Below are 22,096 nucleotides of genomic sequence, written 5' to 3'. Positions count from 1 at the left end.
TCCCGTTTGATTGCCTTGCTCCTATTCTGGGACCACGCGGCGGAGCTGTCCAGCGGGGACGACATCAGGTTGCGGACAAGGTAAAGGCCGGGGCTCAGGAACGATCCGACCAGACCGGAAGGACATCGCCTTCGCTTGCTGTCGCGGCATGAACACCGCGCGCTATGGCCCGTGACATCGTTGCGGCCGCAGCCGCGCACAGGTCGATGAAATCATCGCCCCCGGGGCGAAGCGATTTGTGCCCCGTCGCGACGGCGAAGACAAGATCGCCATCCATCGGCGTGTGGCAGGGCCAGATGGCGCGCGCGAAACCGTCATGGGCGGAAATCGCCAGACGCTTGCACTCGGCCTTGGTCAGCACCGCGTCGGTCGCGATGACGGCGATGGTCGTGTTGGCCCGGGGATTGACGGCCCTGTGCTTGAGGCGGATTTCCGTGGCGCCTTCCGGTAGCGGCACCGGCAAGCCCAGACCGCCGAACTCGTCGCCAATCTCGAAGGGCGCGGCCCAGAAATGCCGTGTCCCGCCGATCGTGGTGGTACCGACCGGATTGGCCGCCGCAAGCGCGCCCACCGTGGCGCCGGAACCCGTCAGCACCGCGGACGCCGATCCGAGGCCGCCTTTCAGGTCGGCCGTGCGCGCGCCAGCGCCGGCGCCCGCAGTGCCGAGCGCAAATTCGGTATCGGCGGCTTTCAATGCGTCGTATCCCAATTCGCGATAGGGCGGATAGCGTCCCCAGTCCTTGTTGCCGCCATTTGCGAGATCGAACAGGATGGCCGCCGGCACGATGGGGATACGGTGGGGACCGGCGGCGAATCCGCGTCCCGCCTCGACGAGCGCCGCTTGAACGCCGGACGCCGCGTCCAGTCCGAAGGCCGAACCGCCGGAAAGCACGAGCGCATCGACGGTCTCGACCGTTTGGTGCGGCTCGAGAAGGTCTGTTTCCCTCGTACCGGGCGCGCCGCCCAGGATCTGCACGGCGGCGGTCGATGGTTTTTCGCACAGAATGGCCGTGACGCCGGATTTCAGGTTCGGATCGTCGGCATTCCCGACGGCAATTCCCGCCACATCGGTAATCAGGTTCCGTTTGCCGCGCGTCCAGTCGGTCACTGAATGGAGCCCGTGCTGGAATCGCCGGAAACCGCGACGGGACGGCCGTCCTCGATCACGAAGATCCGGAACAGATTGCGCGAAACATTGCCGTCGCCGTCGAAGCGGATGGGGCCCAGCACCGTCTCGAAGGTGCGGCCGAGGAAGTCGCCGAAGAAGATCGGTTCGTCGGCATCGAGTCCTTCGAGAGCGGCCATCGCGATCTGCATCGCGGCATAGGTCGGGACGAGGTAGCTGTTGCCGATGACGGTCGCGCCTTCCGTGGCGTCGGCAAGCGCCTTGGGAAGCTCTTCCGCTCCCGACCAGGCCGGCAGTGCGCCGAGGATGGTTCCGTCGGCCAGCGCGGCATCGTCCGGCGAGGCGACGAAGGCGCTTCCTCCGGCAAGTGTCAGCGAAACGCCGACGGCTTCGGCATCCGCGCCGATGATGGCCGCGTCGAAGGCGTCGCCGCCAACGAAGACATGCGTCGCGCCGGATTTTTGCAGCCGCCGAACCAGCGCCACCTGATTTTCCAGTTGTGGCCGGTAGGTGTCGGTAAAGACAGGCTTCAGATTGTCTTCCTCGAGCCGGAAGCGAACCTCTTCGGCGATCTGGCGGCCGTATAGCGTGCCGTCGTCGATGATCGCGAAATTGATGCCGCGCCACGCTTCCTTGAGATAATCGGCAATGGCGTCGGCTTCGTCGGACGCCTTTGGCGCAAGGCGCAGGACCGGCCAGTTGCCCTTGCGCCGGTCCACGGTAATCGCCTCGGACTGCACGCCGATCAGCAGCAGCGGAATATTGGCATCCGCGAGTTTCGGCATGGCGGCATCGAAGGCTTCGATGCAGGGATAGCCGATGGCGATCCGCACGCGCGATTCGATCATCTCGTCGGCGGTTTTCACGCCGCCTTCCGGCTCGCATTCGTCGTCATGGAGTTCGATACGCGCATCCGGAAACCGGTTCACAGCCGCCCGCGCGCCTTTCTCGATTTCCTTGCCCACGACGGCGTAGAAGCCGCTGATCGGCGCGGAAACGCCGATTGCGCCGCCTTCCTGTGCGACGACGGGCGCGGACAGCACCACCATGGCGGCAACACCAACCGCCGCGCGAAGGCCAAAACGGCCGAAGCGGGGAGCATTCAGTGTCGAATTGCGGCTGCGTCTGGACATGTCACTTTGATGCACGCCGCGCCGCCTCAGGGCAAGGCCAAAGGTGGCGCTTTCGGGTCGTGACCGATCAGCCCTTGGCGACGGACGCCACCGTCTCTATGTTCCGCGGAACCGGTTGCCTCGGAGCGAATGACCACGACATGACGATTGCACTGCCCGCCTCGATCGACGAAACCCTGTCCTTGCTCAATGGCGAGGACTATGTCGCGGACCGCTCGCTGGCCACCGTGCTGTATCTCAGCCTGAAGATGGGCCGCCCATTGTTCCTGGAAGGCGAGGCCGGCGTCGGCAAGACGGAAATCGCCAAGGTGTTGTCGAAGGCGCTCGACCGGCCGTTGATCCGGCTGCAGTGCTATGAGGGGCTCGATATTTCCTCGGCGGTGTATGAATGGAACTACGCCGCGCAGATGATCGACATCCGGATAGCCGAGGCGTCCGGCGAGACGAAGCGCGAGACGCTCCACAAGGACATTTTTTCGGACGACTACCTGATCCGCCGTCCGGTGCTGGAAGCCCTGTCCGGCGAACCCGGCCGGCCGCCGGTCTTCCTGATCGACGAACTCGACCGTACCGATGAAGCCTTCGAGGCCTTCCTTCTGGAGGTTCTGTCGGATTTCCAGGTCACGATACCGGAATACGGGACGATCAAGGCCGCCGAGCGGCCCGCCGTCATCATCACGACCAACCGGACGCGCGAAATCCACGACGCGTTGAAGCGTCGCTGCCTCTATCACTGGGTCGATTACCCGACCGCCGAGGGCGAACTGGAAATCGTCGCCCGCAAGGCGCCGCAGGCCAATCGCCGCCTTTCGGAAGAGGTGGTTGGCTATGTCCAGAAGCTGCGCGAGATGGAATTGTTCAAGGCGCCGGGCGTCGCGGAGACGATCGACTGGGCGACCGCGCTCACGGAACTGGACCGTGTCGCCCTCGACCCGGCGACGATTTCCGACACGATCGGCGTTCTCCTGAAATACCAGGACGATATCGCCCGGCTGCAGGGCTCCGAAGGCAAGCGCATCCTCGATGACGTCAAGGCCGATCTCGACGCGGCGTGACGATGGCGAAAGTTTCCTCCGGTCCGGACAAACCCACGCAGGCCGAAGAGGGCCGGCTGGCCGATAACATCGTCTATTTCGCGCGGACGCTGCGCAAGGCTGGCATGAAGGTCGGACCGGCTGCGGTGACCGACGCCATCGAGGCGGTGTTGGCGGCGGGAATCGGTTCGCGCAACGACTTCTACTGGACGCTTCATGCGGTTCTCGTCACGCGCCATGAGGACAGCGTCGTCTTCGACGAGGCGTTCAGGCTGTTCTGGCGCTCGCGCGAACTGATCGAGAAGATGCTGCAGATGTTCTCGCCCAAGGCGCCGGAAACGCGCGAAGCCGAAAAGAAGCGGGCGGGCGAATCCCGCGTGGCCGATGCGATGTTCGAGGGCCACAAGAAGCGCGAGCCCGAGGAACGGCCGCCGGAGATCGAGGTGGATGCCCGAATGACGTTTTCGGGCCGTGAGGTTCTGCGCGACAAGGATTTCGCGCAGATGTCCGCCGCCGAACTGGCCGCAGCGAAAAAGGCGATTTCCGAATTGCGGCTGCCGCATGACGAGGTGCGCACGCGCCGGTTCAAGCCATCGACCCGCAAGACGCGTGTCGATCCGCGCCGAACCATGCGCCAGGCGATGCGAACCGGGGGCGATCTCGTCATCCCGCAATTCCGCGAACAGCGCCTGGTGCACCCGCCGCTGGTCGTCCTTGCCGACATCTCCGGCTCGATGAGCCAGTATTCCCGCGTGTTCCTGCATTTTCTCCATGCTCTCACGGAACATCGCCGCCATGTGCATACATTCCTGTTCGGGACGCGGCTGACCAATGTGACCCGCCAGATGCGCCATCGCGATATCGACATGGCGATCGAGGACAGCGCCCGGGCGGTGGATGACTGGTCGGGCGGCACGCGTATCGGCGTGACGCTCGCCACCTTCAACCGCCAATGGTCGCGCCGCGTGCTGTCGCAGGGCGCGATCGTATTGCTGATCACGGACGGTCTGGAGCGCGACGACACCGAGGGACTGCGGCACGAGACCGAACGGCTTCAGAAGTCCTGCCGTCGGCTGATCTGGCTGAACCCGCTGCTGCGTTTCGAGGGGTTCCAGGCCAAGGCGAAAGGCGTGCGGGCCATGCTGCCCCATGTCGACGAGTTCCGTCCGGTCCATTCGCTGAACTCGATCTCGGATCTGTGTCTTGCGCTCGGCGCGGGAACGTCGTCCAATCCACGCATGAAATCGCCCATGCAATGGCTGCGCGAACTGGACCGCGCGGCATGACGGGGCGGGAGGACAGCAAATGAGCGAACAGTTTCATGACGATCCGCTGAAAGTGGCGGAAGCGTGGATGGGCGAGGGGCGCCCTGTCGCCGTCGCCACGGTGGTCGAGACATGGGGATCCGCGCCGCGCCCGGTCGGCAGTCATTTGGTGATCGACGCGGACTCGAATTTCGAGGGTTCTGTGTCGGGCGGCTGCGTCGAGGGCGCGGTTATCGCCGATGCGCTCGATGTGATCGAGACGGGCGAGCCGAAAATGCTCGAATTCGGTGTTGCCGACGAGACGGCCTGGCGTGTTGGCCTGTCCTGCGGCGGGCGCATTCGCGTTTATATCGAGCGTATCGGGTAGACCGCCATGGATCCGCTTTCGCTGAAGAAACTGAATGCCGCCCGCGCCGTGCGCGAAGCGATCGCCCTGGTGACGGATCTTGGCGATGGCCGGGATCGTGTCGTCAAGGAAGGCGATCCCGTCGCCGGGGAGCTTGGCGATGCACTCGCGAGGACGTTTCAGACCGGCAAGTCCGGCGTCGTGACGGTCGATGGGCGCGATTTCTTCATCAATGTCCACTTGCCGCCACCTCGCCTGGTTGTGATCGGCGCGGTCCATATCAGCCAGGCGATGGCTCCGATGGCGGCGCTTGCCGGCTACGACATGGAGATCATCGATCCGCGCACCGCCTTCGCCACGCCGGAGCGGTTCGAGGGCGTGCGCCTCGACGCCGATTGGCCGGAGGATGTGCTGAAGCTGCGCCCGCTCGATCCCTATTGCGCGCTGTGCGCCGTCACGCACGATCCCAAGATCGACGACTATCCGCTAAAGGCCGCGCTGGAGGCGAAATGCTTCTATGTCGGTGCGCTCGGCAGCCGCAAGACGCATGGCAAGCGGGTCGAACGCCTGCTGGCGGAAGGCGTGCCGCAGACGGCGATCGACACCATTGCGGCCCCGATCGGGCTCGATATCGGAGCGTCCAGCCCGGCGGAGATCGCGGTGGCGGTGCTCGCCCAGGTGATCGAGGCGTTCCGCAAGCGCGAAATCGTGTCAGGCAAGGCGGCCGCCTGAGCCATGTGGTTCGGAACCCGCCCGCTCGACGACGCCGACGATCTGGTTGGCGCGACGCTCGCCCATTCCATCCAGATCGCGCCGCGCAGGAAACTGCGCAAAGGGCATGTCCTGACGCCGGAAAGCCTTGTGGCGATCGGTGAAGCCGGCATCGCCGAAATCACCGTGGCGATCCCCGAAGCCGGCGACATGACGGAGGACGCCGCGGCCGGACATATCGCGGATGTCTTCGCGCTGGAGGGGTTCCGACGCGAGGATGTCGGGACCGGACGGGTGAACTTTCACGCGGCGGCGGATGGTGTCCTCGTTGTCGCGCCCGGGCGCATCGATGCGCTGAATGCCATCGATCCCGCGATCACGCTGGCCACCTTGCCGAACCATTCGCCGGTCAGCGAGGGCCAGATGATCGCGACCGTGAAGATCATTCCTTTCGCCGTCGATGGCGCTCTGGTCGAGAAGGCCGCAGCCGAGGTGACGGCGCCTGACACGATCCGTGTCCATCCGTTTCGCCGGGGTTTGAAGGTCGCGATGATCCAGACGCGTGTGAAGGGAACGAAGTCTTCCATGCTGGACAAGACGTGGCGGATAACGAATGCGCGCCTGGAAAGCATGCACGCCGTGATGACGGATGAAAGCCGCACCGACCACGCCGTCGGGCCGCTTGCCGAGGAAATCGCAGCGCAGATCGCGGGAAACGATATCGTGCTCGTGTTCGGCGCGTCCGCCGTGACCGACCCGCGCGACGTGGTGCCAAAGGCGATCGAGCAGGCGGGCGGCACGATCCTGCATGTTGGCATGCCGGTCGACCCCGGCAACCTGCTCGTATTGGGCGAGATTGGCGGAAAGCCGGTGATCGGCGCGCCGGGCTGCGCGCGCAGCCCCAAGGAAAACGGGTTTGACTGGGTAATGCGGCGGCTGTGCGCCGGTATCGCGGTGAAGGGCGACGATATCGTCGCGATGGGCGTTGGCGGTCTGCTGACGGAAATCCCGATCCGGCCGCATCCGCGCGAACGCCAGGCGCCCGCGTCTGACAAATGACGGTGGAACGAAGACGTCCCGAAAACGCCGCTTCCGTTCTGCTCGCCGCCGGGCTGTCGCGACGCATGGGCACACGCAACAAGCTGCTGGAGGAGATCGAGCCGGGTGTGCCGGTCATCCGGCGCAGTGCCGAACGGGCGTTGGCGACCGCGCCGCGACCGCTTTATGTCGTGACGGGACACGAGGCGGAAAGGGTCCGCGACGCGCTTGCCGGCCTCGACTGCCGCTTCGTCCACAATGCCGACTTTGCGGAAGGCCTGTCCGGCTCGATCCGGGAGGGGTTCAGATGCGCCATGGGTGAGGGGGCGTCGGGCGTCCTTGTCCTGCTTGGCGATATGCCTTTTCTGCCCGTCGAGGCGATCGACGCCGTGCTTGGCGCGGCTGCGGACAATGCGGAGAAAGTGGTGCAGGCAGTGCATGAAGGCCGGCCAGCGCATCCCGTCTGGCTCCCGGCGCGCATGGCGGACACGATCGATGCGCTGAAGGGCGACCGGGGCGTGCGTAGTCTGCTCGCGGACGGAAACGAAACGATGGTGTCGGTGGAAACCGGGCCGGACGGCGCGCTCGACCTCGACACGCCGGAGGACATGGCGAGGGCGCGTGCGCGGACTGCCGCATCCGGCAATTGAAACGCTTTGCGGAACGGTTCTAGGGTTCGCGCCATGAAATGGAGGCGGACGATGATTCTACCTGGCGTGAGGAAACCGACGGCGCGTCTCGTGTCGGTCGCTCTCGGCCTCGTTGCCTACGCCGCATTGGCTGCGGCTCCCGCCGGGGCGTTCGAGTTGAAGCCCTTCAAGGATCGCCTTTTCGCCTATCCGGGCATATTGGAGAGCCGTGACGGCGGGGCGTATATCACGGTCGACTACCGCGAATTGCGCGATATCAACAAGCGCGACCAGGTGCCCGAACGACGCGTCAACCGGCGCTACGTGGATCTGGCGCCGAAGAAGTACCAATCCGAGCAGGCACTGCAGACGGCGGCCGGCGAGATCAGGTTCTTCGTCGTCGGCAATCCCGTCAACACGCGCCTCGTGACAGTCTATGTCCACGGGCGCGGCGGGGACCGCAGCCAGGGCGTCAACGACTTCTCCTTCGGTGGAAATTTCAACCGCATCAAGAACCTGATGGTGCGCAACAGCGGGATCTACATCACCCCGGATGGTGGTGATCTCGGCGACAAGGCGGCCGCGCGCATCCGGCTGTTGCTGGAAGCGGTGTTCCGGCAGGTGCCGGGCGCACGGATTGTCCTGGCCTGCGGTTCGGCGGGCGGTGCGGTCTGCCACTCTCTTGCGCATGTCGATCAGGTCGCGATGCGCCTGGCGGGCATTGCGCTGCTCGGTTCCTTTGGCAGCGACGCCTTTATCGGCTCGGCCGCTTATCGCAACCGCGTGCCGGTCTTCATCGCGCATGGCGGTTCGGATTCCGTCATTCCCGTACAGGGCGTCGAAGCCTTCTACCGCACGTTGCGCGGCACGCAGGGCTATCCCGTGCGCATGGTGCGGTTCGAAACCGGCGGCCATGGCACGCCGATCCGCATGACCGACTGGCGCGACATGATCAACTGGATGCTGTCTGCGCGGTCGGGCTGAGAAGCCTTCTCACGAGTGCTTAGCCTGAGAATCGGCGGCGTGCTGCCGCTCATTCATCGGCGCATTATTCACCCGAGAGTGCACATTTGCGCGGCAGTCCTGTCCGGGAATTTTTCTCGGAAATTTTCGCCTCGATTTTTTCGACGATAAAGTTCGCGTTGAAAGAACGCCATTAAATATATGAAAAATAGCGATTAAATGAAACTACGAATTAGGCCTCCCGGAATGCGGCCAACCTGTATTGACAAGGGGATTTCGTCTTGCTTCCATCAATCAGCAGATGTGCAAAAATTGCTCATTTGTTGATTTGTCGGAGGCAAGTCGAAGAAACCGGAGACCGTATCTCCCAGGGAGGATCTTTATGAAGACTCGTCGCAATGCAATGAAACTGTTCGCAACCGCAGCATCGGCTGCGATGCTCGTCGCCGGTGCCGGCATGACGTCCGCAATGGCCGATGGCCTGAAAATCGGCTTCAGCCAGGTTACGCTTCAGTCCCCGTTCTATGTGCAGTTGAAGAACGGCGCCGAAGCGGCTGCAGAGGCAGGTGGCGATACGCTCATCTTCCTCGATGCCAACGGTGACGTGAGCAAACAGAACAACGATATCCAGGACCTGATCACGCAGGGCGTGGATGCAATCATCATCAACCCGGTCAATCCGGACGCCGTGGTTCCGTCGCTGGAAGCAGCCGATGCAGCCGGCATTCCGGTCATCACCGTCGACCGCAGCGTTCGCGAAGGCATCGTCGTCGCGCATATTGGTCGTGACAACGTCGCTATGGGATCGATGGTCGGCGAAGCGGTCAAGGCACGCCTTGCCGCAGACGGCATCGAAGGCGCCAAGATCATCGAAATCCAGGGCGATGCCGGTGGCGCGGTCATGATGGACCGTCGCGATGGCTTCCATGCTGCCATGGAAGGTTCGGGCCACGAGATCGTTGCCGGCCCTTACGCCGAATACATCCGCGCGAACGCCGTTGTCGCCATGCAGGATCTGCTGCAGGCCAACCCCGATGTCCAGGTCGTCTACGCACACAATGACGACATGGCCCTTGGTGCTCTGCAGGTTCTCCAGGAAAGCGGCCGTGACGACGTTCTCGTCGCCGGCGTGGACGGTCTGTCCGAAGCTCTGGAAGTGATGGCGACCGGTGGCAACTACGTGGCAACCGCGCTGAACGATCCGCAGTATCTCGGTGATGTGACGATCCAGGTGGCGCGTGAAGCGATCGCCGGATCGGACGTGCCGGAATTCGTCGATGCGGGTTCCAAGGCCGTGACCAAGGACAATGTCGAAGACTTCCCCCGTGACGGCCTCTTTGCCGAATACCGGCCGGAAATCAATTTCGAGTAATCCATACCGGGAGGGCGGAGCGAAGTCGTTCCGCCCTCGACCCAACCGCCCAGCGTGCATGACTGCGCGGCGGAAACCCCGCGAAATTCAAGGAGTGTGCCCGCGATGCGTGCTGCTGTCCTCTATGCGCCCGGAGACATCCGTCTCGAGAACGTGCCCGATCCCGAGCCCAAGAACGGTCATGTGATTGTCAAAGTCGAGGCCGTCGGCGTCTGCGGATCCGATTTCCCGCGCATGCTGATCAAGGGCGCTCACAAGATGCCGCTGATATGCGGGCATGAATTTTGCGGTCGCATCGTTTCGCTCTCGCCCGATGTGTCGGGCTTCGAAAAGGACGAACTCGTCGCGATCCCGCCGATGCTTCCCTGCTACGAATGCGACCAGTGCCAGCGCGGCCAGTTTTCCCGTTGCAGGAACTACGACTATTTCGGTTCGCGCCGCGATGGCGCCTACGCCGAATATGTCAGCGTACCCGTATCGAACCTGATCAAGGCCTCCCAAGACCTCGATCCCCGCGCCATCGCCATGACGGATCCTGCTTCCATCGCGTTGCATGCGATCTGGAAAGGCGGTGGCGTGACGGCGGGCGATATCGGCGGCGTGGTCGGATGCGGGCCAATCGGCCTTTTTGCCATACAGTGGCTGAAGCTCATGGGCGCGAGCGAAGTTGTCGCGATCGATGTCTCGCCGGAGAAACTCGAGATGGCGCGCCAGGCCGGCGCAACGCATACCGCGCTCGGCAGCGACGATCTGTCCGAGTTGCCGCTGTGCAACCTGATCGTCGAGGCGGCCGGCCATCCCAGTTCGATCAACCCGGCGATCCGGCTCGCGGCGCCGGGCGGCCATGCCGTGTTCATCGGCATCCCGGTCGGCGAAGTCGAGCTCAAGAACGCGACATTCCAGCATTTCCTGCGTCAGGAAGTTTCGCTGCATGGCGCCTGGAATTCCTTTGGCGCGCCGTTCCCCGGACCGCAATGGTCCGTTACGCTCGACAAGCTCGCATCCGGCGCGCTCGAATGGGAATTCATGATCAGCCATGAATTGCCGCTGGAGGATCTGCCCGGTTTCTTCGAGCGGTTGAAGACGGACAAGTCTCTGCATTACAGCAAGATCATGTTCCGCCCCTGACGGGCGCACATGCTTGCAACCCGGCGACCGCGACGACAATAAGAACAACGCCAGTGCAGGGGAGGTGCCTCAATGGCCAAATTATTGAGCTTCGACTTCGGCACCGGCGGCGTTCGTGCCGGCGTATACTGCACCGACACACGCGCCATGGTGTCGACCGCCGAGGCGAATTACGACACGGTCTTCCCCCATACCGGCTGGGCCGAACAGGATAGCCGGCAATGGCTGACATCCATGGTGGCCGCCGGACGTCAGGCGGTTTCCGCTGCCGGAGCGAAGCGCATCGACGCGATCTGCGTCGCGACAACCGCCTCGACAGTTGCCTTTTGCACGCGTGACGGTAATCCCGTCCGGCCCGCGATCCTCTGGATGGATTGCCGCGCATCGGAAGAAGCAGCCGCCACCGCCAAGGTCGATCACCCGGTCATGGCCTATTGCGGCGGCGAGGACGCGGTCGAATGGCTCGTTCCCAAGGCGATGTGGACGGCGCGCCGCCAGCCCGACATCTACGCCCAATCGGACGTGATCTGCGAGGCGCTGGATTTCATCAATTTCCATCTGACCGGTCAGTGGGTCGGGTCGCGCATGAACGCGGCGTGCAAATGGAACTACGATTCACTGAACGAGGTTTTCGTTCCGGAAATCTACGAAGAACTGGGAATCGGAGACCTCGCCGACAAGCTGCCACAACGGATCGTTTCGGTCGGCGGTGTGATCGGGGAGGCGGCGGGCCCGCTGCTTGCCGAGATGGGGATCGAGAACACGCCCGTCGTCGCACAGGGCGGCATTGACGCACATATCGGCATTTTGAGCGCGAATACCGTTCGCCCCGGCGGGGTTCTGGTCATCGGCGGGACATCTACCGTGCATCTGACCCAGTTGGCCGGTGCGGGCGATGTGAGCGGTTTCTGGGGGCCGTATCCGAATGCCCTGACCGACGGCGACTGGCTGGTGGAAGCGGGGCAGGTGTCGTCCGGCTCGATCCTGTCATGGCTTAGCAACGATATCTTCGGGATGGATGCCAGCCAGCATCAGGCACTGATCGGCGAAGTCGTGGCGCGGCCTGCGCGGGCGAACGGTCTGCTGGCGCTCGACTACTGGATGGGAAACCGGACGCCCTACAGGGACCCGGACCTGCGCGGTGCGATCATGGGCCTGTCCCTCGGTCATTCGCGTGCCGACATCTATGCGGCGGCAGTCGACTCGATTGCGCTCGGAACGGCGAATGTCCTCTCGGTGCTTGGCCAGCGCGGTGTCGAGATTGAGCGCTTCGTCATGGCGGGCGGGATTTGCCGCAACGCGGCCTGGCTTCAGGCGACGGTTGACGCGATTGGAAGGCCGGTCGCGGTGGCGACCGAAGAGAACTTATCGCTGGTCGGCGCGGCTGTTTGTTCGGCGACAGCGCTTGGCATGTGGCCCGATCTCGCAGCAGCCTCGGCAGGGATCGGTGTCGCGACCAAGGAGATGCAACCGGTCGAGGAGCGCAGCCGCTGGTATCAGGACACGCTGTCGCTCTATCAGGATGCGACGGAGGCCCTGAGGCCGCTGTTGCACACGCTTGCGAAGCGGCAGCAGGCGGAGGCGATGCCATGAGCGATACCGCACGCACCCCGTCTGTCCGGTTGCCTTCGGACGAACAGCGCGAACACCTGATGGTTCAGGTCGCCAAGATGTATTACGATCTGGACCGCACGCAGCAGGATATCGCGCGTGAACTGGGCCTGACCCGGTGGCAGGTGGGGCGCCTCCTGTCCGAAGCCAAGCAGGGCGGGATCGTACGCATCGAAATCACGCCGCGCACGAACAGGCGTGCGGCGCTGGAAGTGAAACTCCAGGAAATCTACAATCTGCGCGACGCCATCGTGGTGCCGATGGGCGAGATCGCCGATGCGGCGCTTCTCATGGAATCCGTCGCGCAAGCGGCCGCGACATATATCGCGTCGATAAATCCGAAACCGGACCTGATGGGCTTGTCCTGGGGACGAACCATGTCAGCCGTTGCGCGCTGTCTGCCGGAAAAGTGGAATCCGGGCCTGCATGTCATTCTCGTCAACGGCTCGACCGCGCTTCGTTTGACCTCCACCCGCACCAGCGCCGTGGCGGAGACTTTCGCGCAGACTGCCGGTGGAAGCGCGACGTTGCTGCCCGTTCCGGCGATCGTCGGGAAGAAGAGCACGCGTGAAGCCCTCGAGGCCGATCCCATGGTCGAACGTGTGCTCAGCCTCGCGGAGAAAGCCGGGATCATCTGTTTCGGCATGGGCGGAATTTCGCACCGGTCGGTCCTTCTGAGCTCCGGCTATCTGACCGAGGACGATATCGACAGGTTGCAGGAACGCGGCGCGGTCGGCGACGTCCTCGGGCGATTTATCGACGCCGATGGCAACACGGTGGACCAGGCGCTCGATGACCGCACGGTCGGGTTGCCGCTGGAAACGTTGCGGCAGACCGAACGCGCTGTCGGCATCGTCTCGGGCGAGGAAAAGCACGATATCGCGTTGGCGGCCCTGAAGGCCGGATACGTATCGGTCCTGATTACCGACGAGGCGACGGCCCGCCACGCGATCGACAATGCGCCGGAGGGCGACAAAACATGACCGACGTGATGAATGTCAGCGGTGTGGCGAAGACGTTCCCGCCCAACGTGATCGCGCTCGAAAAGGCGGATCTGAACGTGCGGCGCGGTGAGGTCCACTGCATTCTCGGTGCGAACGGGGCCGGAAAGTCCACGCTTCTCAAGATTATCGCCGGCGCCGTTCGCCCGACGAGCGGCACGATCGCGATCGACGGCAACACTGTCCAGATCGGATCTCCCTCGGAAGCGTCCGAGCACGGGATCTCGATGATCTACCAGGAACTCGATCTGGTTCCGCAATTGACAGTCGAACAGAACCTCTATCTGGGCCAGGCGCCGTCCCGGCTCGGTGTGCTGGACAAGGCGAAGCGTCGTGCGGGAGCGATCGATGCGCTGCGGCGTGTCGGCGCGGGATTTTCGCCCGACAGGCGGGTGGAAACGCTCTCGGTCGCCAACCAGCAATTGACGGCCATTGCCCGTTCGCTGACCAAGCAGGCCAAGGTCATCATCATGGACGAGCCGTCGGCGGCGTTGAACGAAGCCGAACTGGAACGCGTGTTCGAAGTGATCCGGGAACTGACGGCACAGGGCGTCGCGATCATCTATGTGAGCCACAGGCTGGGCGAACTTCGCGAGATCGGCGACCGGGTGACGGTCCTGCGCGGCGGCGCGACGATCGACACATTCGATGTCGAGGGCACGGACGACCAAACTCTTGTCGAAGCGGTGGTTGGCAGCAACCGCTCGCTGCTGGAGCGGCATGAAAGACCGCCTCTGTCGGATCGCGTGGCGCTGAAGGTCGATCATCTGAAGGGAGACGAGGGGCTCGACATATCGGGCTACGAGGTCCGTTGGGGCGAGATTTCCGGGCTGACGGGGCTGAATGGCTCCGGGCGCACCAGTTTCCTGCGCTCGCTCTATGGCGTGCGCGGATTCACCGGCCAGGTGGAATTTGACGGCGAAAGTTTTCACCCGCGCAATCCGGCGCAGGCGATTTCACGCGGTGTCGGTCTCGTTCCCGAGAACCGGAAGACCGAGGGCCTCATTCTCGACGCCCCGATTTATACGAATGCAACGCTGCCAATGCTGAAAGGGACGTGGGCCGCGCGCCACGCGGAACGCAAGCGGCAGACTGTGCCGGTGCTCGCGCAGCTCTCGACGAAATACGGCCATCCGGAACAGAAGACCATGCAGCTTTCCGGCGGTAATCAGCAGAAGATCGTCCTGGCGAAATGGGTGATACGCGGCTCGCGGCTGCTGTTGCTCGACGAACCGAGCCGCGGGCTCGATGTAGGCGCCAAGGCCGATCTGTACGACCTCGTCTCCAAGCTGGCCGAAGACGGCGCCGCCGTGATCGTCGCCAGCAGCGAACTCGATGAACTGTATGCGCATTGCGACCGGATCTGGGTCTTCCACGAAGGCCGAAACATCCGTCATTTCGATCCTGCCGTTACGGACCAGGACACAATTCTGAAGGCCCAGATTTTGGGAGAGCATCATGACTGACACAACCAGCGATACGGGGAAGCACCAGGGGCCTTCGCTCGGGGCGCGGATCGTCGACACGATCATTCAATACAACTTCGTCGTCATATTCCTGTTCGTCGTCGTGATCGCATCGCTCCTGTCCGACAACTTCCTGACGTTCACGAACATTTCCAACCTGTTTCAGCAGGCCGCCGTCGTGGGTGTTGTTGCTGTCGGCATGACGTTCGTGATCCTGACCGGCAATATCGACCTGTCCGTCGGCAGCGTGGTCGCGTTTTGCGGCATGCTCGTCGCCGTGCTCCTTGCGGCAGGCGTCGATCCGACCCTGTCGGTCCTCGTGACCCTCGTCGTCGGCGCGTCCTTCGGCATGTCGATGGGGGCGATTACCGCGCTTGCGGCGGTCCCGAGCTTCATCGTCACGCTCGCCGGTCTCGTGTCGTTTCGAGGCCTGACCTACCTTCTGACCGACGGCGTTCCCGTCAGCGGCCTGCCGTCCGGATTTGCCGCGATCAGTTCGACGATGATCCCGCTGTTCCCCGGTTTCAACATGTCCTCGATGGGCCTGATCTTCATCCTGCTCTGCGTCGTCGCCACGCTGGTCCTGCGATACACCGTTCTAGGCGAGTATGTTTACGCGACGGGCGGCAACCCGGAAGCGGCGCGGCTTGCGGGCCTGCCCACACGCCGGATCATCATCGCCGTTTTCGGCATTTCGGGGCTGATGTCCGCGCTTGCGGGCATACTTCTCACCTCGCGTCTGAGAATTGGCCAGCCGACAGCGGCGCAAGGCCTCGAACTGGATGCGATCGCCGCCGTCGTTCTTGGCGGAACGAGCCTTTTCGGCGGACGCGGCAGCGTCGTCGGGACACTTTTTGCGGTGATGCTGCTGCAGGTCCTGCGCAACATCTTCAATCTGCTCGGACTGGGGTCGTTCTATCAGATGACGGTCACCGGGATCATCATCATCGCCGCCATCCTGCTCAACCGGTTCCTCGATATCCGAAAGGGTCGATCATGACAGACCTCAGTTCCGCGGCCGCATTGGCCAAGTCCAACGCGCATATGAACGCCGGCACGCCTCTGACGCCCGAATGGTTCGAATCCATCGCCGTGAATACCTCGGCAGCGAACCGCCGTGCGGCGTCGCTCGGCGGGCGGCGCACGGTGAAGAAGGAATTCCAGGCCGCCTGGCTGGTCAGGGCGATTACCTGCATCGACCTGACGACGCTGGCCGGCGACGACACGGCCGGACGGGTAGCGAGGTTGTGCGCCAAGGCGCGCAATCCGCTGCGCGCCGATATCGTCAAGGGACTCGGTCTCGAAGACGAGCGGATCACGACGGGTGCTGTCTGCGTCTATCCGACCATGGTCGGCCATGCGGTCAAGGCGCTGCGCGGATCGGGCGTTCCGGTCGCATCCGTCGCGACGGGTTTCCCCGCAGGCCTGACGCCATTGCCCCAGAAACTCGCGGAGATCCGCTATGCGGTCGAACATGGCGCCGACGAGATCGACATCGTCATTACGCGCGAACACATTCTGACCGGCGACTGGCAGGCGATGTATGACGAGGTTTCCGCCATGCGGGAAGCCTGCGGCCGGGCGCATCTCAAGGCCATTCTCGCCACTGGCGATCTTCAGACGCTGCGCAACGTTTACAAGGCCTCGATGATCGCGATGCAGGCCGGCGCGGACTTCATCAAGACCTCGACCGGAAAGGAAAGCGTGAACGCCACGCTGCCCGTCAGCCTCATTATGCTTCGGGCCTTGCGCGACTATGGCCGGCTGTCCGGCCAGACGGTCGGCTTCAAGCCCGCCGGCGGGCTCAAGACCGCGAAGGACGCCATGCTTTGGCTGATCCTGATGAAGGAGGAACTCGGCGTCCGCTGGATGCAGCCGGACCTGTTCAGGATCGGCGCGAGCTCTCTTCTCGCCGATATCGAACGCCAGCTCGAACATTATCTGACAGGCCGCTATTCGAGCCTGAACCGCCACGCGATGGCCTGAGGTTAGAACATGACTCAGCAGATCAAGGACATTTTGAAATCCATGGATTACGGTCCCGCACCCGAGTCCCGCGACGAGGCGGCCAAGTGGCTGGCGGCAATGCCGAAAACGGGTTTTGGCCACTTTATCGGCGGCAAGTTCACCACCGCGAAGAAGGATGCGACCTTCGCGGTGACCAATCCCGCTTCGGACGAGCAACTGGCCCGCGTTGCGCTTGGAAGCGCATCCGATGTCGATGCGGCGGTCAAGGCCGCGACGGCGGCGTTTCCCGCGTGGTCCGGCCTCGGCGGCCATGCCCGCGCCCGCTATCTCTACGCTATCGCGCGCCATATCCAGAAGCACAGCCGATTCCTCGCCGTGCTGGAAACGATGGACAACGGCAAGACCATCCGCGAGACGCGCGATATCGACATCCCGCTGGTCGCGCGGCACTTCTATCACCATGCCGGTTGGGCCGAATTGCTGGAGACCGATTACGAGGGATACGAGCCGGTCGGCGTGTGCGGGCAGATCATCCCGTGGAACTTCCCGCTCCTCATGCTCGCATGGAAGATCGCGCCGGCGCTGGCCGCCGGGAACACGGTCGTTCTGAAACCGGCGGAGCAGACCCCGCTGACCGCAATCGCATTCGCGGAAATCTGCCGCGAGATCGGCTTGCCGGACGGCGTCGTGAACATCGTGCAGGGCGATGGCGCGACGGGATCCGCGATCTGCAAGCATCCCGGAATCGCGAAGATCGCCTTCACCGGATCCACCGATGTCGGGCGCATCATCCGGGAGCAGACGGCGGGCAGCGGCAAGAAGCTCTCGCTTGAACTGGGCGGCAAGTCGCCGTTCATCGTGTTCGCGGACTCCGATCTGGACGCCGCGGTCGAGGGTGTGGTGGATGCGATCTGGTTCAACCAGGGCGAAGTCTGCTGCGCGGGCTCCCGCGTCCTGGTTCAGGAGGGCGTTGCCGAACTCTTCTTCGACAAGCTCAAGACGCGCATGAACACGTTGCGCGTTGGCGATCCGCTGGACAAGACGATGGATGTCGGCGCGGTCGTCTCGCACGAGCAGAGCGACCGGATTCGTGCGCTGGTGGAGACCGGCGAGACCGAGGGCGCGACGCTCTGGCAATATGAGGGCGCTATCCCGGAAAAGGGCAGCTTCTGCCGGCCCGGTTTCTTCACCGGCAGCGAACCGGCCTCGACTGTCAGCCAGGAGGAAATTTTCGGCCCGGTGGCCGTGACGATGACGTTCCGGACTCCGGACGAGGCGGTCGAGATCGCCAACAATACGCGGTACGGCCTCGCGGCGTCTGTCTGGACGGAGAACATCAATCTCGCCGTTGACGTCGCCTCGCGGATCAAGGCGGGCATCGTCTGGATCAACGAGACGAACGTTTTCGACGCGGCTGCCGGATTCGGCGGTTATCGCGAAAGCGGCTTCGGCCGCGAGGGCGGCCGGGAAGGGCTCTACGAATATCTCAAGGCCGACTGGGAAGCGGGCGGAAAGAAACGCGTCGACGAGCCGTTCGAGCCGTCGGGCCATACTGAGGCGGACGCACAGGTGGTCGCCATCGACGGGATCGACCGGACGCCAAAACTCTATGTGGGCGGCAAGCAGGCGCGTCCCGACAGCGGATATTCCTATGCCGTGACCGGAAAGAACGGCGCCGTGATCGGTCAGGCCGGGCTCGGCAATCGCAAGGATATCCGAAACGCCGTCGAAGCCGCCTCCAAGGCAGCGGGCTGGGGTGCGGCCACGGGCCACAACCGGGCGCAGATCCTCTACTATCTCGGCGAGAACCTGGATGCGCGGAGAGCCGAATTCTCGAACCTTCTGAGCCTCTCGACAGGCGTCTCCGCCAAGGCGGCGGCCGACGAGACGGAACGGTCCATTCGGCGCATCTTCTGGTACGCGGCCTATGCCGACAAATATGACGGGGCGGTTCACGCAACGCAGTCGCGGCATGTGACGATCGCGATGAACGAACCCTGGGGCGTGATGGGGATCGCCTGTCCGGACGAGATGCCGTTGCTGTCGCTCGTGTCCCTGACCCTGCCGGCTCTCGCGATGGGCAACCGCGTTGTTGTGGTGCCGTCGCAGCGCCATCCGCTGCTCGCGACCAATCTCTACCAAGTGATCGACACGTCGGACGTGCCGGGCGGCGTGTTCAACATCGTCACCGGCGAACGAGACGCCCTTGCCGGCACGCTCGCCAAGCATGATGGCGTCGATGCGGTATGGTATTGCGGTACGGCGGACGGAAGCGAAATGGTCGAAAAGGCGTCGATCGGAAACCTGAAGGCGACCTGGACCGACAAGGGCATCGCGCGCGACTGGCGCGATGCGAAGATCGGGCAGGGGCGCGAGTATTTGCGCCGGGCCACGCAGGTCAAGAATATCTGGCTGCCTTACGGCGAATAGGAACCGGCCGAATGAGCCAAGTCCGAGCGTCAGCAGGCGACGGTAGCATGATGACCGACACCAGGAAGCGCCTCGTTATCTTCGATTTCGATGGCGTTCTGATCGACAGCGAGAATATCGCGCTCGAGGAATTGCGGAACTGCATCCGCGCCTACGGCGTCGAGATCGACCTTGCCGAGACAAGGGCGCGGTTTCTCGGCAGTTCCGTCGCCGACCATATGGCGTTCATAACGGAGCGGACGGGACGACCTTGTCCCGACAGCTTCCGGGCCGATTGGCACGAGCGATTATACGGCCGGTACCGCAAGGAACTGCAACTCGTTCCCGGCGCGGCCGACACGCTCTCGGGACTGGACGAGGCGGGCATACCCTACGCGATCGCGACGGGTGGTGCGGTCGAAAGGCTCAATGTCGGGCTGGAATGCACGGGACTGACGGAACGCTTCGACGGTCGCGCTTTCAGCGCTGAACTGGTGGCGCGCGGCAAGCCCGCGCCCGATATTTTCATTTACACGGCCGAGCAGATCGGTGTTGCGGCGTCGGATTGCCTTGTGGTCGAAGACGCGCCACACGGCACGCGCGGTGCATTGGCAGCCGGAATGCGGGTCGCGGGGTTCACCGGTGGCTCGCATTTCGAGGCAATGCGCGACAGGGCAGCGGAAACGCTGCTCCATGCCGGTGCGGAGGTGATCGTCGACACCCATGCCGCTTTGCTCGACTACGTGCTCGAATGGGCGGACGAACTGCCCGAATAGGCGCAGACTCCCCGGTCAAGCCGGACTTTGCAATCACTCTTCAGTCTTGTCCAAAGGTACGGTTGTCTGCGTTTGCACGCCGAGGGGCTGGCCGCGGCGGCAAGAATGTTCGGCTGTTTCGAGGTCGCGAGATTTATCCGAATGAGCGCGCCACTACTCAGGTTGCTCATCTGCCAGCGGCTTCGAACGTTTCAGGGCGCTCCAGACACTCCAGGCGAGGATTGCCGCCGTTATCGCCAGCACGGTGGCGCTGATCGGGCGCTCTGCGAAGACCATGAGGTCGCCACGCGAAAGCAGCATGGCGCGTCTGAACTGTTCTTCCATCATCGGGCCCAGCACGAAACCGAGCAGCATCGGCGCAATGGGGAATCCCAGCTGGCGCATTCCGTAGCCGATAAGCCCGAAAACGAGCACGAGCCAGACGTCGAAGCTGCTTGTGTTCACCGCATAGGTTCCCAGGCAGATGAATGCCAGAATGGTCGGAAAAAGCCAGCGGTACGGGATGGTCAGCATGCGCACCCAAAGCCCAATCAACGGAATGTTCATCACCAGCAGGATCAGATTGCCGACCCAGAAACTCAGCACGAGCGCCCAAACGACTTCGGGCTCGTCCGTCATCAGGCTGGGGCCGGGCGTGATGCCGTGGATGATCAGCGCGCCCAGCATCAGCGCCATGGTCGGGCTGCCCGGAATGCCCAGGGCAAGGGTCGGAATGAATGCAGTCATATCGGCTGAGTTGTTCGAGGCCTCCGGAGCGGCCAGTCCTTCGACGGCTCCCTTGCCGAACCGCTCTGGCGTCTTGGAGACACGCTTTTCGATCGCGTAGGCCATGAAGGCGGCCACGATCGGACCGGTCCCCGGCAAGGTGCCGAAAAACGCGCCGATACCGGAGCCGCGGAGCATCGGCTTCCAGGAGCGCCGCATCTCGTCCCGTGTCGGTTTCATGTGTCGGAAGCCCACCGTACTGCTGTTAAGGCGCGCTTCGCGGACATTGCCGATGCTGGCGATGACTTCGGCGACGCCGAACACGCCCATGGCGAAGGGGATCAGGCCGACACCCTCGGCGAGTTCGAGCCGGCCGAAGGTAAGCCTTGGCGCGCCCGTGTAGATATCGAGCCCGACGCAGCCGATGAGGATGCCGAGCGCCACTGCGGCCAGTCCCTTGCTGGCCGAACCTTCCGAAATCGTCGAGGCGGCGACGATCCCGAGAAGCATCAGCGCGAAATACTCTGCTGAGCCAAAACTGAGCGCCACATCGGCGATGAAGGGCGCGAAGAACATCAACAGCAACGTGCCCAGCGTCCCGCCGACAAAGGACGATACGGCGGTGAACAGCAGCGCCACGCTAGCCCTGCCGGATTTCGCCATCGGATGGCCGTCGAGGCAGGTGACGGCGTTGGAGGCCGTGCCCGGTATGTTCAGAAGGATAGAGGCGACACTGCCGCCATAGGTCGTGCCGTACCAAATCCCCGCCAGCATGATCATCGCAGTCGTTGGCGGCAGGTAGAAGGTGAGGGGAAACAGCACCGAGATTGCGGTCATCGGACCGATACCCGGAATCACGCCGACGAACATGCCGGCGAATACGCCGATCAGACAGTACAGGAGATTGACCGGGTCCAGCGCAACGCTGAGGCCGAGTGCAAAATTTTGCAGCAGGTCCATCACAGGTCCCATTTGAAAAGAGAAAGCTGCAGACCGAGGCCGTACCGAAAGAGCGCGATTGAGACCGCACTGAGCGCCATTGACAACAGCAGCATCTGCGATGGTTTGGTCGTCTTGTCTGCGAAGGAAACGGTCAGAACCAGGGCCACCATGGCCGGGACGAGGCCGAGCCTGCCGATCAACAAGGCAAAGACGGCGAGTCCGGCGAGGATCGTTCCGGCCTTGCGCGCAGAGAACGAGACCGCGTTGCCCCGGCGGGTCAGCGCCATGGCGAGTTGACCGATGCCGAAAAGTCCGACGATGACGCACATCGCCAGTGGAAAGAAAGCGGGCCCCATCCGCCTTGCCGTCCCGATCGGAAGATCCTGAAGAGCAATGGCTGCAAGGACGGCGACCGCGATCAGGACTATTCCGCCGAGCACGTCTGTTTCAAGTATGCGTTTCATCCCGACGCC

20 protein-coding genes are annotated in these 22,096 nt (G+C 63.5%); 16 read left to right on the top strand and 4 right to left on the bottom strand.

The features are described from left to right. Positions 1 to 94: 94 nt before the first annotated feature. Together ACQK2M_RS15755 and ACQK2M_RS15750 are read right to left on the bottom strand one after the other, a co-directional pair. Positions 95 to 1,108 carry a P1 family peptidase gene (locus ACQK2M_RS15755; RefSeq protein WP_425418568.1) on the bottom strand — a complete coding sequence of 338 codons (1,014 nt, stop codon included), beginning with the start codon at positions 1,106 to 1,108 and terminating at the stop codon, positions 95 to 97. Beyond that, positions 1,105 to 2,259, bottom strand: a complete 1,155-nt coding sequence (locus ACQK2M_RS15750) for a branched-chain amino acid ABC transporter substrate-binding protein (RefSeq protein WP_425418567.1) — start codon at positions 2,257 to 2,259, stop codon at positions 1,105 to 1,107. Before ACQK2M_RS15750 ends, ACQK2M_RS15755 begins: the two co-directional genes overlap by 4 nt. Before the next feature lie 140 nt (positions 2,260 to 2,399). On the opposite strand from ACQK2M_RS15750, the gene ACQK2M_RS15745 reads away from it, so the two are divergent. From ACQK2M_RS15745 to ACQK2M_RS15670, 16 genes are all read left to right on the top strand, one after another. Then, complete coding sequence (locus ACQK2M_RS15745; protein ID WP_425418566.1) at positions 2,400 to 3,314, top strand: AAA family ATPase; 915 nt, start codon at positions 2,400 to 2,402, stop codon at positions 3,312 to 3,314. Between the two features lie 2 nt (positions 3,315 to 3,316). After that, a complete protein-coding gene (locus tag ACQK2M_RS15740) occupies positions 3,317 to 4,579 on the top strand; it encodes a vWA domain-containing protein (RefSeq protein ID WP_425418565.1) in 1,263 nt (420 codons plus the stop codon). Between the two features lie 19 nt (positions 4,580 to 4,598). Further along, on the top strand, positions 4,599 to 4,925 hold the full coding sequence (locus ACQK2M_RS15735; protein WP_425418564.1) for an XdhC family protein: 327 nt from the start codon (positions 4,599 to 4,601) through the stop codon (positions 4,923 to 4,925). Between the two features lie 6 nt (positions 4,926 to 4,931). Then, a complete protein-coding gene (locus ACQK2M_RS15730; protein WP_425418563.1) occupies positions 4,932 to 5,636 on the top strand; it encodes an XdhC family protein in 705 nt (234 codons plus the stop codon). Positions 5,637 to 5,639: 3 nt separating this feature from the next. After that, on the top strand, positions 5,640 to 6,674 hold the full coding sequence (locus ACQK2M_RS15725; RefSeq protein ID WP_425418562.1) for a molybdopterin-binding protein: 1,035 nt from the start codon (positions 5,640 to 5,642) through the stop codon (positions 6,672 to 6,674). 2 nt (positions 6,675 to 6,676) lie between these two features. Beyond that, entirely contained in the window at positions 6,677 to 7,303 is a 627-nt protein-coding gene (locus ACQK2M_RS15720; RefSeq protein ID WP_425418561.1) for a nucleotidyltransferase family protein, read from the top strand. 51 nt (positions 7,304 to 7,354) lie between these two features. After that, the gene (locus ACQK2M_RS15715) at positions 7,355 to 8,266 is read left to right on the top strand and encodes an alpha/beta hydrolase (protein ID WP_425418560.1); all 912 of its coding nucleotides are present in this window, start codon (positions 7,355 to 7,357) and stop codon (positions 8,264 to 8,266) included. 361 nt (positions 8,267 to 8,627) lie between these two features. After that, positions 8,628 to 9,617 carry a substrate-binding domain-containing protein gene (locus ACQK2M_RS15710; RefSeq protein ID WP_425418559.1) on the top strand — a complete coding sequence of 330 codons (990 nt, stop codon included), beginning with the start codon at positions 8,628 to 8,630 and terminating at the stop codon, positions 9,615 to 9,617. A gap of 105 nt (positions 9,618 to 9,722) precedes the next feature. Next, a complete protein-coding gene (locus ACQK2M_RS15705; protein WP_425418558.1) occupies positions 9,723 to 10,745 on the top strand; it encodes a galactitol-1-phosphate 5-dehydrogenase in 1,023 nt (340 codons plus the stop codon). 72 nt (positions 10,746 to 10,817) lie between these two features. Further along, a complete protein-coding gene (locus ACQK2M_RS15700) occupies positions 10,818 to 12,338 on the top strand; it encodes an FGGY-family carbohydrate kinase (RefSeq protein ID WP_425418557.1) in 1,521 nt (506 codons plus the stop codon). Beyond that, positions 12,335 to 13,339, top strand: coding sequence for a sugar-binding transcriptional regulator (locus ACQK2M_RS15695; protein WP_425418556.1), 1,005 nt, complete (start codon positions 12,335 to 12,337; stop codon positions 13,337 to 13,339). The genes ACQK2M_RS15700 and ACQK2M_RS15695 overlap by 4 nt, the downstream gene beginning before the upstream one ends. Then, on the top strand, positions 13,336 to 14,823 hold the full coding sequence (locus ACQK2M_RS15690; protein WP_425418555.1) for a sugar ABC transporter ATP-binding protein: 1,488 nt from the start codon (positions 13,336 to 13,338) through the stop codon (positions 14,821 to 14,823). Before ACQK2M_RS15695 ends, ACQK2M_RS15690 begins: the two co-directional genes overlap by 4 nt. After that, entirely contained in the window at positions 14,816 to 15,823 is a 1,008-nt protein-coding gene (locus ACQK2M_RS15685) for an ABC transporter permease (RefSeq protein ID WP_425418554.1), read from the top strand. Before ACQK2M_RS15690 ends, ACQK2M_RS15685 begins: the two co-directional genes overlap by 8 nt. Continuing rightward, positions 15,820 to 16,809: a deoxyribose-phosphate aldolase gene (deoC, locus tag ACQK2M_RS15680; protein ID WP_425418553.1), complete on the top strand. Its 990-nt coding sequence runs from the start codon at positions 15,820 to 15,822 to the stop codon at positions 16,807 to 16,809. Before ACQK2M_RS15685 ends, deoC begins: the two co-directional genes overlap by 4 nt. Before the next feature lie 9 nt (positions 16,810 to 16,818). Then, the gene (locus tag ACQK2M_RS15675; RefSeq protein WP_425418552.1) at positions 16,819 to 19,221 is read left to right on the top strand and encodes an aldehyde dehydrogenase family protein; all 2,403 of its coding nucleotides are present in this window, start codon (positions 16,819 to 16,821) and stop codon (positions 19,219 to 19,221) included. Between the two features lie 11 nt (positions 19,222 to 19,232). Next, positions 19,233 to 19,976, top strand: a complete 744-nt coding sequence (locus tag ACQK2M_RS15670) for an HAD family hydrolase (RefSeq protein ID WP_425418551.1) — start codon at positions 19,233 to 19,235, stop codon at positions 19,974 to 19,976. 153 nt (positions 19,977 to 20,129) lie between these two features. Here the strand turns inward: ACQK2M_RS15670 and ACQK2M_RS15665 are convergent, their stop codons facing one another. Next, entirely contained in the window at positions 20,130 to 21,641 is a 1,512-nt protein-coding gene (locus ACQK2M_RS15665) for a tripartite tricarboxylate transporter permease (protein WP_223478696.1), read from the bottom strand. Beyond that, complete coding sequence (locus ACQK2M_RS15660; RefSeq protein WP_425418550.1) at positions 21,641 to 22,087, bottom strand: tripartite tricarboxylate transporter TctB family protein; 447 nt, start codon at positions 22,085 to 22,087, stop codon at positions 21,641 to 21,643. Before ACQK2M_RS15660 ends, ACQK2M_RS15665 begins: the two co-directional genes overlap by 1 nt. Positions 22,088 to 22,096: the final 9 nt, after the last annotated feature.

It is taken from the genome of Oricola indica (genome assembly GCF_965227485.1).
Taxonomy (GTDB): Bacteria; Pseudomonadota; Alphaproteobacteria; order Rhizobiales; family Rhizobiaceae; genus Oricola; species Oricola indica.
This window is presented reverse-complemented; position numbering and strand designations above follow the sequence as displayed.

Coding starts and splice junctions, on each gene's coding strand:
- ACQK2M_RS15705 (WP_425418558.1), top strand. CDS start 9,723: ATGCGTGCTGCTGTCCTCTATGCGCCCGGAGACATCCGTCTCGAGAAC.
- ACQK2M_RS15695 (WP_425418556.1), top strand. CDS start 12,335: ATGAGCGATACCGCACGCACCCCGTCTGTCCGGTTGCCTTCGGACGAA.
- ACQK2M_RS15685 (WP_425418554.1), top strand. CDS start 14,816: ATGACTGACACAACCAGCGATACGGGGAAGCACCAGGGGCCTTCGCTC.
- ACQK2M_RS15710 (WP_425418559.1), top strand. CDS start 8,628: ATGAAGACTCGTCGCAATGCAATGAAACTGTTCGCAACCGCAGCATCG.
- deoC (WP_425418553.1), top strand. CDS start 15,820: ATGACAGACCTCAGTTCCGCGGCCGCATTGGCCAAGTCCAACGCGCAT.
- ACQK2M_RS15700 (WP_425418557.1), top strand. CDS start 10,818: ATGGCCAAATTATTGAGCTTCGACTTCGGCACCGGCGGCGTTCGTGCC.
- ACQK2M_RS15735 (WP_425418564.1), top strand. CDS start 4,599: ATGAGCGAACAGTTTCATGACGATCCGCTGAAAGTGGCGGAAGCGTGG.
- ACQK2M_RS15740 (WP_425418565.1), top strand. CDS start 3,317: ATGGCGAAAGTTTCCTCCGGTCCGGACAAACCCACGCAGGCCGAAGAG.
- ACQK2M_RS15725 (WP_425418562.1), top strand. CDS start 5,640: ATGTGGTTCGGAACCCGCCCGCTCGACGACGCCGACGATCTGGTTGGC.
- ACQK2M_RS15730 (WP_425418563.1), top strand. CDS start 4,932: ATGGATCCGCTTTCGCTGAAGAAACTGAATGCCGCCCGCGCCGTGCGC.
- ACQK2M_RS15750 (WP_425418567.1), bottom strand. CDS start 2,259: ATGTCCAGACGCAGCCGCAATTCGACACTGAATGCTCCCCGCTTCGGC.
- ACQK2M_RS15660 (WP_425418550.1), bottom strand. CDS start 22,087: ATGAAACGCATACTTGAAACAGACGTGCTCGGCGGAATAGTCCTGATC.
- ACQK2M_RS15670 (WP_425418551.1), top strand. CDS start 19,233: ATGAGCCAAGTCCGAGCGTCAGCAGGCGACGGTAGCATGATGACCGAC.
- ACQK2M_RS15745 (WP_425418566.1), top strand. CDS start 2,400: ATGACGATTGCACTGCCCGCCTCGATCGACGAAACCCTGTCCTTGCTC.
- ACQK2M_RS15675 (WP_425418552.1), top strand. CDS start 16,819: ATGACTCAGCAGATCAAGGACATTTTGAAATCCATGGATTACGGTCCC.
- ACQK2M_RS15690 (WP_425418555.1), top strand. CDS start 13,336: ATGACCGACGTGATGAATGTCAGCGGTGTGGCGAAGACGTTCCCGCCC.
- ACQK2M_RS15665 (WP_223478696.1), bottom strand. CDS start 21,641: ATGGACCTGCTGCAAAATTTTGCACTCGGCCTCAGCGTTGCGCTGGAC.
- ACQK2M_RS15715 (WP_425418560.1), top strand. CDS start 7,355: ATGATTCTACCTGGCGTGAGGAAACCGACGGCGCGTCTCGTGTCGGTC.